The organism is Ferdinandcohnia salidurans (assembly GCF_042680725.1).
Taxonomy (GTDB): Bacteria; Bacillota; Bacilli; order Bacillales; family Bacillaceae_L; genus Ferdinandcohnia; species Ferdinandcohnia salidurans.
Genome location: NZ_JBHUEK010000021.1, coordinates 18,558 through 31,046 on the forward strand (window position 1 = coordinate 18,558; position 12,489 = coordinate 31,046).

Sequence of the window (12,489 nt, forward strand, 5' to 3'; positions counted from 1 at the left end):
TACACATCCCTTAAATCATCAAAAAAAATAGCCGTTATTTCCTACTGTTCATTTTATCATGTCATGAACAGAATGAAAAATAACGGCTACCTAATTGATTGTTATTCGGTATACCCCATTAACAATCTTGCATATGGAGAGTCAGCTGGTAAAATGATTACTGTTTCTCCATCAATAGTAGTCTTATAGGATTCTAGTGTACGGAATAGGTTATAGAATTCTGGGTCCTTTGAGAAAGCCTCGTTGTATATACGAGCCGCTTCTCCTTCCCCTTGGCTTCGAATAACTTCCGCATCAGCTTGTGCTTTTGCGATAATTTCTTTTACTTCCTTATCCGTTTGTGCTTCGATTATATTTTTCTGAGCATCCCCTCTTGAAAGATAATCTTGAGCTGTTGATTGACGTTCAGAAATCATTCTCGTAAAAACAGATTGTTCGTTTTCTGCAGGTAGATCGGTACGCTTCATCCGAATATCTGTTACGACAATACCATATTTATCTTCCTCAAGGTTTTTATTTACAATTTCTGTAATGCGGTCATTGAGGCTACCACGTTCAGATTTCTCATCATTAATAATTTCATCATAATTTAATTGACCTAACTCTGTTCGGATGGCAGAATAAACAAATTCATCGAGTTTTGCTTCTGCATTTACTACCGTTCTTGTTGTCGAAATCATTTGTTTTGGATCTTCTATGCGCCAAACCGCATAATTATCAATCATCATTCGCTTTTTATCTTTCGTATTGATTTCAGCCTCTTCAACATCATAAATCATTTGATATTTTGGTAATGTTTCAACAGACTGGATAAATGGAATTTTATAGGAAAGACCTGGTGTTTCTACAATTCTTACAACCTCACCGAATTGGCGAACCACTTTGTATTCTCCTTCTCTTACAATAAATATATTTACGATAACAATCCCAATTAAGATGATAGCTATTAGGATGCCGATTCCACCCTTAGTATATTTGCTAAAATTATTGGAACCCTTTTTTTCGTTTAAATCCACCACATTTTCACTCATTGGTTACCACTCCCTTCTGTTTCTACAGGAGGAACCTGCGCTTGGCTTCCAGGAGGACGTATTGGCAAGTACTTCATTGTATTGCCATCATCCTTCATAATATAAATTTCTGTATGTGGTAATACTTGATCTAATGTTTCTAGAACTAAACGTTTTCTAGTAATCTCTGGATTCTTCACATATTCGTTATATAAAGCATTAAATGTCGCTACATCCCCACGGGAAATTTCGATTCGGGCAGCTTTATCCCCTTCGGCACGTGAAATTAGTGCATCTTTTTCCCCTTTTGCCTCATTCATTTTTTGATTGCGATATTTATTCGCTTCATTTATTTTGGTATTCATTGTTTCACGAGCATCTGTTACATTCGTAAATGCCTTACGCACTTCATCATTTGGTAATTCAACATCTTGTAATTTAACAGCTGTTACTGAAATACCAATATCATATTTCACTAAAAGATCGGCTAATAAATCTCTTACCTCAGCTTCGATTTCCGCCTTACCCGATGTTAACGCATCATCAATTTTTGAACTTCCGATAATACTTCTTAAAGAAGCAGAAGTAGAATTATATAGGATTTGCTCAGGATCCTCAGAATTAAATAAGAATTTTGATGGATCAGTAATTTGCCATTGAACAACCATATCTGCTAAAACAATATTTTCATCACCGGTAATCATTTTTGTATCCTTTGGCACGTCGGTAATTTCACCATTCTTTTGATCATAGCCAAACTGTAAACTAAATGTTGTTTTAGGCAGTTTCTCTACATCTTGGATTGGCCATGGCATTTTAAAATGTAGGCCTGGCTCTGTAATTCCTTCATCCGCTTTCCCAAAGGTTAATATAATGGCTTGCTCTGATTCATCAACAGTGTACCATGATGTAAAACCAACGACACCTAAAATCAAAACGAGCACACTTAGTCCAACAATTGTATATATTCGTTTTAAACTAACCATGCTTTCCCCCCTCAATTTATTGCTACATTGTTTTATACGATTATCTTGTAAAAAGGTTTCAGTTTCATAAAAAAAATGACAAGGATATTACGTCCTTGTCAAAAAAGTTTGGCCTTCTGAATGAAGGGGTTCTCATATACATCATACGGTTTCTATATTAAGAGAATATTTTTCCAATGTAAACATTTTGTAAATTAGGACTACCTATGGATTATATTCTCTTTTTTAAACGAAACGTAAAAGTCGTTCCTTCCCCCACTCTGCTGTTTACTTCAACAGCCCCTTCATGTGCCTCAATGATATGCTTTACAATGGCAAGACCCAAACCTGTACCGCCTGAATTGCGGCTCCTTGCTTTATCTACGCGATAAAACCTTTCAAAGATACGGGGAAGTTCTTTTTCTTCTATTCCAATCCCTGTATCAATAATTTGAATTTGAACATAATCATCATAGTTTGATGCTTTTACCTCAACCTTAGCTCCATCTGGAGAGTAGGATATACCATTATTAATTACATTGATAAAGACCTGCTTCAACCTATCCATATCTCCATCGATTACAGTTGTTTCATCATCTACAGTAAGCTCTAATTGAATCTCTCGTTCGACTGCTTTGGATTTAAGCATCTGTATACTATTTTCTAAGAGCTCTTTCACATTAACCTGTGAAGGATTAAGTGAAAAACCTTTGTTCTCCATTTTCGATAAATCCAATAAATCTTGAATGAGCAATTGGAGACGATGACTTTCATCTAGGATAATGGTTAAGAATTGTTTTAAGACGTCCCTATCATTCATAGCGCCGTCTAATAAAGTTTCCGAAAACCCTTTAATAGATGTAATCGGTGTGCGAAGCTCATGGGAAACATTTGCAACAAAATCCTTCCGCATCTGTTCAAGCCTTTTCAGGGTTGAAATATCGTGAAAGACAAGAACAACTCCCTTCCATTCTACCTTCGCCCCTAATACAGGTGCAGCGTACACTTCAAAGTCCTTCTGTTCATTTCCAATCATCAAATTGATTTGTCTTCGTAGTTTTTGTTCGGTCATAAAAATCTCTTCGACTAGCTTTACAATTTCCTTTTGTGTAAAAGCTTCATAATAAAGTTGACCTAATAAATCAGCTTGATCAACTTTGAAGATCTCATTGGTTGAACGATTAACAATGCTAATATATCCTTTACTATCGATAAATAATAGTCCGCTCCCCATATTTTCAATCAGGGTATGTAATCGGTCATGCTGCATTTCATAAGATTTGGTCATTTCTTCAATATTTCTAGCAACGATATTGATGGACTGGCCTAATAACCCAGCTGTACTTACATCGTCTTCATAAGTTCTTGCACGATAATCTCCCTTAGCGAGTTCTTTAACCGCTTTTGTTGCTGAATCAATCGGTTTTGTATAAGTAGTCGTGATTCTTACAATGAGTGAGAGAATAATAATTAATGCGATACCCAGGCATATCGTCAGAGCAATCCAGACCTGCTGGACTGTTTCTTCGATTGAGGTTCCATGCATTGCACTATTCGTGATAAGACTACTAATAAATTGCCCCAACATAAAACCCATACAAAGAAAAACAATAATGATTAAAAAGATAATCGCAGATAGTAGTCTCGAGTGAAACTTATTCATAAATTTTAGGCTCCTCGAGCTTATAGCCTAATCCCCTAACTGTTTTAATAATATTTGGCTTTTTTGATTCTTTTTCAATTTTTTCACGCAAATGACTAATATGCACATCCACAATTCTGGTGTCACCAGCAAAATCATAGTTCCAAACCGCACTCAGGAGTTGGTCTCGTGTTAATACTCTCCCCTTATTCTTTGCCAAATAGGCAAGAAGTTCAAATTCCTTAGGTGTTAAATCGAGCGCTTCTTCGTTAAAATAGGCCTCAAAATTTTCTGGTAAAATTCGTAGTGGTCCTATTGTGATTTGCGGCGCTGATGTATCATCTTCGGTGTTGACAATATTTTTACTTGTTCTTCTTAGTATTGCTTTGACACGTGCCACAACTTCTCTTGGGCTAAATGGCTTTGTCATATAGTCATCTGCTCCAAGCTCTAAACCTAATACCTTATCAAATTCGTCATCCTTTGCAGTTAACATTAAGATTGGGATATCTACTTTATTTAAACGAAGCTGCTTGCATACTTCGATCCCATCTAACTTAGGCAACATTAAGTCAAGGACGATAATTTGCGGTTTTTCTGCTAAAGCTTTTTCTAATCCTTCTTCTCCGTCCATTGCAGTAATAACCTCGTAGCCTGCCTGTTGTAGGTTATACTGAAGTAATGTAATGATTGACTGTTCATCTTCCACAACCAATACTTTATTCTTCATTGTCTTCCTCCATCAAAAAAGTTAAACCCCATCATTTTTCTATCTCTATATAAGATTATTATAGATTAACATTTCGTTACTTACCATGAAAACAAAAAAAAGAGAGGCTAAGCTCTCTAAAAGTTCTCCAATATTTTACCTTCCATTGGCGTGATTCGGTGTGGAGGGCAGACTAAAAGTCTTCCTTCGATCGCTAATGATTCATCTTCATCAAATGCCGTTACTGCTATTTCAACAGTATGGTCGTGAATATTAATTTTGGATACTTCAAATAGAAATTGAATAGTAGCATAGTGATAAAGTGGCTGAAAAAATTCAATTTCCTGTTTGAGGATATGACTTCCTGGACCTGGTAAATACTTCGAAATCGCCGCTGTGATAATTCCAGTAAGCATTACAGTTGGAACTATAGGTTTCTTAAATGGAGTTTGAGATGCATAATCATGTTGAATATAAAGTGGATTTGCATCATTCGTCAAACCTAAGTATAAAAGCAGATCTTTATCTTCAATTTTTTCAGTTAGTGATAGCTTTTCACCAACCGTCATTTCTTCAATCTTTCTACCTAGTTTTCGCTTTTTCCCTAATAGCATGAAAAAGGTTGCACCTCCATAGAATTAAAACAGTTTATGTACAAAAAATTCGGGGGATAACCCCGAATTTTTTCGTTAACTTATGATTAGACTAGGATATTCATTACATTTTTAACAGAATCAGCAGATTGAGCAAGTTCTGCTTTTTCTTGTTCTGTAAGGTCTAGCTCAATGATTTTCTCAATGCCATTTGCACCTAAGATGGTAGGGACTCCTAGGTAAATTCCGCTGAATCCATATTCACCTTCTAGATATGCAATGGCTGGAAGGACACGTCGTTGATCTTTTAAGATGGCTTCAACCATTTCCACCAAGGATGCCGCTGGTGCATAATAAGCACTTCCGTTTCCAAGGAGATTGACAATTTCACCGCCACCTTTACGTGTACGTTCAACGATAGCATCTAAACGATCTTTTGAAATTAAAGTTTCTAGAGGGATTCCTCCAGCATAGGAGTAACGAACAAGTGGAACCATGTCGTCACCATGACCACCAAGGACAAAACCAGTGATATCTTTCACCGATAAATTTAGTTCTTGGGCAATGAATGTACGGAATCGTGCAGTGTCAAGTACGCCTGATTGCCCAATGACACGATTTTTCGGAAATCCTGATTCCTTAAACACAGTATAAGTCATAGCGTCAACTGGGTTTGTTAAGACAATGATATAGCTATTTGGAGAATGTTTTGCAATTTCCTGAGCGACACTTTTCATGATTTTTTGATTTGTTTGAACTAGGTCATCACGGCTCATACCAGGTTTCCGGGCAATTCCAGCTGTAATCACAACGATATCTGAATCTGCTGTATCCTCGTAATTTGAAGTCCCAGTAATATTTGCATCAAACCCTTGGACAGGGCTAGCTTCCAACATATCAAGAGCTTTCCCTTTTGTTGGATTTTCCATTTGTGGGATATCAACTAAAACGACATCTCCTAATTCCTTTTGCGCAAGTAAGAAAGCGGTTGTTGCACCAGTAAAACCACTACCAATTACAGAGACTTTTTTTCGTTTAAATTGACTCATTTTATATCCTCCCTATTCACATATGAAAGTAACTACCCTATTAGGGTAGTTACTTGTTCTATGATTAGCCTAAGTTTTTGATTAGTTCATTAGCAAACTCAGAACATTTTACTTCTGTAGCGCCTTCCATTAGACGTGCGAAGTCATATGTTACAACCTTAGATTCAATCGTTTTTTCCATTGAATTCATAATTAGAGTTGCTGCTTCATTCCAACCAAGGTGTTCAAGCATTAATACACCTGATAATAGTACAGAAGAAGGGTTTACTTTATCTAAACCAGCATATTTAGGTGCAGTTCCGTGTGTTGCTTCGAAAATTGCATGGCCAGTTTCATAGTTAATATTCGCTCCTGGTGCGATTCCGATACCACCAACTTGTGCAGCTAGAGCATCAGAAATGTAGTCACCATTTAAATTCATTGTAGCAACAACGTCGAACTCACGCGGACGAGTTAAGATTTGTTGTAAGAAGATATCAGCGATTGAATCTTTTACAATGATCTTACCTGCTGCTTCAGCATCAGCTTGTGCTTTATTTGCAGCATCCTTACCTTCTTCTTCAACGATGCGGTCATATTGAGCCCAAGTGAATACTTTATCGCCAAACTCTTGTTCAGCAAGCTCATAGCCCCAATTTTTGAAAGCTCCTTCTGTAAACTTCATGATATTACCCTTATGAACAAGTGTTAAAGATTTACGGCCTTGTTCAATAGCGTAGTTGATAGCAGCACGTACTAGACGCTTTGTTCCTTCTTCAGAAACTGGCTTGATTCCGATACCAGAAGTTTCTGGGAAGCGGATTTTATTTACACCTAGTTCATTTTGTAGGAAGTTGATAAGCTTTTGAACGCCTTCAGAACCTTGTGCATATTCGATACCAGCGTAAATGTCTTCAGTGTTTTCACGGAAGATAACCATATCTGTATCTTCTGGACGCTTAACTGGTGAAGGTACACCTGTAAAATAACGTACTGGGCGAAGACAAGTGAATAGGTCTAGTTCTTGACGTAATGCAACGTTTAATGAACGAATACCACCACCAACTGGTGTAGTAAGAGGTCCTTTGATCGCAATTATGTACTCTCGAATAACATCTAATGTTTCTTCTGGTAACCATTCACCAGTTTGGTTAAAAGCTTTTTCCCCTGCTAATACTTCTTTCCAAACAATTGATTTTTCGCCGTTGTACGCTTTTTCAACAGCTGCTTCTAATACGCGTGACGCTGCTGCCCAAATATCTGGACCAGTTCCATCACCTTCAATAAAAGGAATAATTGGATTGTTTGGTACGTTTAGTACACCATTTGATACTGTAATTTTTTCTCCTGCCACTAGTATTACCTCCTAAAGTTCTTAAGAAGTATTTCAAGAAAATTTTTTCCCGAAATACTTCAACCTATTAATATATATATTGTTAGATTTATTAACCTCTTTGTTCCATCGGAACGTATGTCTGCATTCCTGGACCAGTATATTCAGCACGTGGACGGATTAAGCGGTTGTTATCATATTGCTCTAGAATATGAGCTAACCATCCAGAAACACGGCTTACTGCAAAGATTGGGGTAAATAAATCATGATCAATACCTAAGCTATGGTATACAGATGCTGAATAGAAGTCAACATTTGGTGGTAATGGTTTTGAACTCGTAACAATTTCTTCAATTTTGGTTGACATCTCATACCATTTTGGTTCGCCAGTAATCGCTGTTAACTTTTGAGACATTGCCTTTAAGTGTTTTGCACGTGGGTCACCTTTACGGTAAACTCTATGACCAAACCCCATGATTTTTTCTTTATTAGCTAATTTTGTATTTATATAATTCTCAACGTTTTCAACTTCACCAATTTCAGTAAGCATCTTCATAACAGCTTCATTAGCTCCACCGTGAAGCGGGCCCTTTAAAGCTCCAATTGCAGCAGTAATACCTGAATAAACATCAGATAGAGTTGCAACACAAACACGTGCTGTAAATGTAGATGCATTAAGTTCATGGTCAGCATGAAGTACTAACGCTTTATTGAATGCTTCTTCTGCAATTTCGCTAGGTTCTTGCCCGCTAAGCATATATAAGAAGTTTGCTGCGAAGCTAAGATCAGTGCGAGGAGCAACTGGCTCTAAACCTTTACGAACACGAGAAAAAGCGGTAACAATTGTAGGTAATTTTGCTTGTAGGCGGATTGCCTTTTGATAATTAGCTTCTGGATCCATTACATCTGCTTCATCATCATATAGTCCTAATAGTGAAACAGCTGAGCGAAGTGCCCCCATCGGATGAACCTTGTCAATTGGGTAAGTTTTGAAATGATTTAATAATTCTTGAGGTAAACTTGCATTATCAGCAAGTTGCTGTTTTAATTCAGCTAACTCCTCTTTATTTGGAAGTTTGCGATGCCATAATAGGTAGATAACTTCTTCAAAACTAGCATTTTCCGCTAAATCGTCAATATTGAATCCTGCATACGTTAAAGTGTCATCAATAATTGAACTGACAGAAGATGTTGTAGCTACAATTCCTTCAAGCCCCTTTGTTGCTGTCATATGACCCTCTCCTTTTTTCATATTCCCCTACCTCATTTTATAGAGGTAAATTGAGCGCACGCTCAAAAACAAAACACATTATCACATCGTTATTTATGCTTTAAACATTGTAATCTAGTGAAGTAAATGCTTTCATTTTTGAAAAAACGCTCATGGTCACAAATATCAGTATAATATTGTGACAATAAAAGTTATTTATGCAAGTGAAAGCGAATAAATAAATATGTAGGAAATAAATAACCCTGACTCTATTATAATAAATAATCTGACTTTTGTGAATCAAAAGAGACAAATTTCCCCTAATAAATTATTATTACACAAAAACATTTTTACGAATAGGTTTTCATTTTTCTAGTTAACAGAACCGTTTACTAGACTTAAAACCAATTAAATATGGCATATGTTGTATTTTGCTCTTAAATTTTTTTCACTTGCTCATAACGTATGATATCATAAATAAAACTTTTTCTCCATAATTGGAAACTTTATATTTCATTTCTTCGTAATACTTTTAAAGTAATCAAAGAGATTGTAAAATAAAAATATGCAAGAAATTCCTAGGGAGGAAAAAGTTTGAACATTAACTATGTGTATGGTTTTCTTCGGTTTTTATTGGTTATTGCATTAATTGTCATAGGTTTCATCTTGTTTTATTTTCTTTTTAGACTTACATATCCGTTTATTTTTGCTTTATTAATTGCATTCCTTATTAATCCTCTTGTCAATTTTTTGGAGCGTAAAGTCAGGATACCACGTGGCTTATCGGTATTTATAGGTATTTTGCTTGTATTTGGCATTGTAACAGGTTTACTTACATTATTAATAGCTGAGATTATCTCAGGTGCTAACTATTTAGCAAAAGAAGTACCACAGCATTTTGAAACCCTAGTAGTTTATTTGGAAAATTTAATAGTTGGCCAGATTATTCCTTTTTACGAAAGAATAACGAGTATGTTTGATAATTTGGATCAAGGCCAACAGCAAACAATTATGGATAATGTCAGCAATGTTGGTACAACTATTGCTACAAATGTTGGAGAATTTATTAAAGCATTTTTAGAAAATATTCCAAAGTTCCTGGGCTGGCTACCAAATGCAGCGACTGTGATTGTATTCTCACTGTTAGCCACATTTTTTATTAGCAAAGATTGGAATAAGTTTGTGATTATGGGACGAAAATTTATTCCAATAAAAGCTCGAACAAGTGGAAAGTCCGTATTTGTGGAATTAAAAAAAGCGTTATTTGGATTTGTTAAAGCTCAAGCAACTCTAATTTCAATTACAGCGGGGATTGTATTAGTTGGCCTGTTAATTTTACGAGTCGATTATGCAATCACTATTGCGTTATTAATTGGAATCGTTGATCTACTTCCGTATTTGGGAACTGGACTTGTGTTCGTACCATGGATCATTTATTCGGCTTTTAGTGGAAATCTAGCATTTGCAATAGGGCTTGGTATACTATACCTTGTTGTCATTGTACAACGCCAAGTCATGGAGCCTAAGATTATCTCTTCTAGTATTGGATTAGATCCATTGGCAACATTGATATCACTGTTCGTTGGGTTTCAATTATTTGGATTCATTGGGTTAATTATTGGCCCCGTTACGTTAGTAATTATTAGAACTCTATATACAACAGGTGTATTTCGGGATATATGGGGATTTATTAGTGGAAAAGAAACATAAAGAAGGCCATTGCGACCGCAATGGCTTTCTTTTTTTACCAACGACGAATAACTGTGAAATTACCTCTATCCATTCTTCGTCTAATCCAGTTGGCAATAATCGGTTTAATCAGATTTCTAGTTGCTGGAATGAGTAAGAAAAAACCAGTTAGATCTGTAATGTAACCAGGGCTTAAAAGCAATACCCCACCGATCAGGATGCAAATTCCATCCATAATGGCTTCACCAGGGACCTGTCCATAATTCATTTGTTGTTGAGCGCGGTGAAGCGTATCAAGCCCTTGTTTTTTCGCTAACCACGCCCCAATTACACCAGTAAGAATAATCAACAGCAAAGTGATTGGAATTCCAAGTGTCTTACCTGAGAAAATAAGGACACTAATTTCTAATGCCGGTACGATAATAATCAATGCTAGTAAAATTCTCATATTGTCCTCCTTAGATGAAGGCTTTTCTTATATTATACGTTTCCTTTACAAATATGAGTAGTAAAACTCAAAGAAAAAAGAGAAGGTTTCCCTTCTCCTTTTTATAGAACATTTGCATGTCCTTCGTATATCACTCCACGAGATGAATCAACCGTAATATCTTGTCCATCTTTTAAAATTGTTGTTGCATTTTCTACACCAACAATCACAGGAATTCCGATACTTAATCCTACTACAGCTGCATGGCTAGTAAGACCGCCTTCTTCCGTGATTAAAGCAGATGCCTGCTCCACGTATTTTACCATATCACGATCAGTAGCAGTTGTTACTAGAATTGCACCGTCATACATTTTTGCTTCTGCTTCCTCAGTAGTGTTTGCTACTACTACTTTACCAAAAGCCGATTTTCTCCCAATACCTTGTCCATTTGCAAGGGTATTACCAACAACATGAATCTTCATAATGTTTGTAGTTCCACACTCGCCAACTGGTACACCTGCAGTAATCACAACTAAATCGCCTGGTTTAATAATTCCAGTATTTAGTGCAACTTCAACTGAGTTGTCAAGCATTTCATCTGTTGATTTGGCTACATTACCTGTTTGCGGATACACACCCCAAACAAGAGAAAGCTTTCTTGTTGTTGATTCGTTCGCAGTAACGGCAATGATTGGAGCCTTAGGACGATATTTTGAAATCATTCTTGCAGTATGACCACTTTCAGTAGGTGTTACGATTGCAGATACATCTAAATTAAGCGCAGTATGGGCAACTGATTGTCCGATTGCATCTGTAATTGTGATACCTGAGATTTTACTGCGTTGAGATAAAATTTCACGATGTACTAAAGCACTTTCTGCACGAGACGCAATATTATGCATGGTTTGTACTGCTTCAACTGGGTATGTACCAGCAGCAGTTTCACCTGAAAGCATAATCGCATCTGTACCATCAAAAATGGCGTTCGCAACGTCACTTGCTTCCGCACGAGTTGGTCTTGGATTTCGTTGCATAGAATCTAACATTTGTGTCGCTGTAATAACTGGTTTACCAAGGGCATTACATTTCTTAATTAAATCTTTTTGCACGAGTGGTACTTCTTCAGCAGGAATTTCAACACCTAAGTCACCACGAGCAACCATTAATCCATCAGATACTTCAAGTATCTCATCGATGTTATCTACACCCTCTTGGTTTTCAATTTTAGGGATAATTTGAATAGCTTCCCCATTATTTTCTTCGAGCAATTCTCTGATTTCTAGTACGTCTGAAGCACGACGAACGAAGGAAGCTGCGATATAATCGACATCTTGCTGGATACCGAATATGATATCTTTTGCATCTTTTTCAGTGATACCAGGTAAATTCACTCGAACCCCAGGTACGTTAACACCTTTTTTATTTTTTAATGTTCCACTATTTAATACTTTTGTCAGGATTTCACGCTTTTGTTGATTAATTTCTACTACTTCTAATCCGATTAATCCATCATCTAATAGAATTCTGGAACCTGGATGAACATCTTCAATTAAGCCCGGATATGTAATTGAGAATTTTTCCGGTGTACCAATAACTTCTTCCATTGAAAGAGTGACTGTAGAACCTTCAACTAATTCAATAGCACCATTTTCCATTGTATTTGTGCGAATTTCTGGTCCTTTAGTATCTAGTAGGATCGCAATGTTTTTGCCAGTGATTTTAGCAGCCTCACGAATGTTTTTAATACGTGCACCATGCTCCTCAAAGTCACCATGCGAAAAATTAAGTCTAGCTACATTCATTCCTGCGTTTGCTAAAGCAACCAGTTTTTCAATACTCTCACTAGCAGGTCCTATCGTACAAACTATTTTTGTTTTTCTCAT

The 12,489-nt window shown here is 36.5% G+C and carries 11 protein-coding genes; 1 reads left to right on the plus strand and 10 read right to left on the minus strand.

Annotated features, from left to right (window positions below; genetic code table 11):
* Nucleotides 1-101: 101 nt before the first annotated feature.
* The 8 genes from hflC to citZ all read right to left on the minus strand — a co-directional run bounded on the left by hflC (nt 102) and on the right by citZ (nt 8,511).
* Nucleotides 102-1,031, minus strand: coding sequence for a protease modulator HflC (hflC, locus tag ACFSFW_RS13605; RefSeq protein ID WP_388039074.1), 930 nt, complete (start codon nt 1,029-1,031; stop codon nt 102-104).
* A complete protein-coding gene (gene hflK, locus ACFSFW_RS13610; protein ID WP_388039075.1) occupies nt 1,028-1,996 on the minus strand; it encodes an FtsH protease activity modulator HflK in 969 nt (322 codons plus the stop codon). Before hflK ends, hflC begins: the two co-directional genes overlap by 4 nt.
* A gap of 211 nt (nt 1,997-2,207) precedes the next feature.
* Entirely contained in the window at nt 2,208-3,638 is a 1,431-nt protein-coding gene (gene pnpS, locus ACFSFW_RS13615) for a two-component system histidine kinase PnpS (protein ID WP_388039077.1), read from the minus strand.
* A complete protein-coding gene (locus ACFSFW_RS13620; protein ID WP_304219135.1) occupies nt 3,631-4,347 on the minus strand; it encodes a response regulator transcription factor in 717 nt (238 codons plus the stop codon). Before ACFSFW_RS13620 ends, pnpS begins: the two co-directional genes overlap by 8 nt.
* Nucleotides 4,348-4,463: 116 nt before the next feature.
* Nucleotides 4,464-4,940 (minus strand): MaoC family dehydratase, encoded by a 477-nt coding sequence (locus ACFSFW_RS13625; protein ID WP_099362150.1) that lies wholly within the window; start codon nt 4,938-4,940, stop codon nt 4,464-4,466.
* 86 nt (nt 4,941-5,026) lie between these two features.
* Nucleotides 5,027-5,968, minus strand: a complete 942-nt coding sequence (gene mdh, locus ACFSFW_RS13630) for a malate dehydrogenase (protein WP_304219138.1) — start codon at nt 5,966-5,968, stop codon at nt 5,027-5,029.
* Between the two features lie 64 nt (nt 5,969-6,032).
* Nucleotides 6,033-7,307 (minus strand): NADP-dependent isocitrate dehydrogenase, encoded by a 1,275-nt coding sequence (icd, locus tag ACFSFW_RS13635; RefSeq protein WP_180271206.1) that lies wholly within the window; start codon nt 7,305-7,307, stop codon nt 6,033-6,035.
* A gap of 85 nt (nt 7,308-7,392) precedes the next feature.
* Nucleotides 7,393-8,511, minus strand: coding sequence for a citrate synthase (gene citZ / locus ACFSFW_RS13640; RefSeq protein ID WP_304219141.1), 1,119 nt, complete (start codon nt 8,509-8,511; stop codon nt 7,393-7,395).
* Nucleotides 8,512-9,084: 573 nt separating this feature from the next.
* Between citZ and ytvI the strand changes: the two genes are divergently transcribed.
* Complete coding sequence (gene ytvI / locus ACFSFW_RS13645) at nt 9,085-10,200, plus strand: sporulation integral membrane protein YtvI (protein WP_388039080.1); 1,116 nt, start codon at nt 9,085-9,087, stop codon at nt 10,198-10,200.
* A 34-nt stretch (nt 10,201-10,234) separates the two neighbouring features.
* On the opposite strand, the gene ACFSFW_RS13650 is transcribed toward ytvI, so the two are convergent.
* Together ACFSFW_RS13650 and pyk are read right to left on the minus strand one after the other, a co-directional pair.
* Nucleotides 10,235-10,627, minus strand: a complete 393-nt coding sequence (locus ACFSFW_RS13650; protein WP_304219145.1) for an FxsA family protein — start codon at nt 10,625-10,627, stop codon at nt 10,235-10,237.
* Between the two features lie 101 nt (nt 10,628-10,728).
* Nucleotides 10,729-12,489 (minus strand): pyruvate kinase, encoded by a 1,761-nt coding sequence (gene pyk, locus ACFSFW_RS13655; RefSeq protein WP_388039082.1) that lies wholly within the window; start codon nt 12,487-12,489, stop codon nt 10,729-10,731.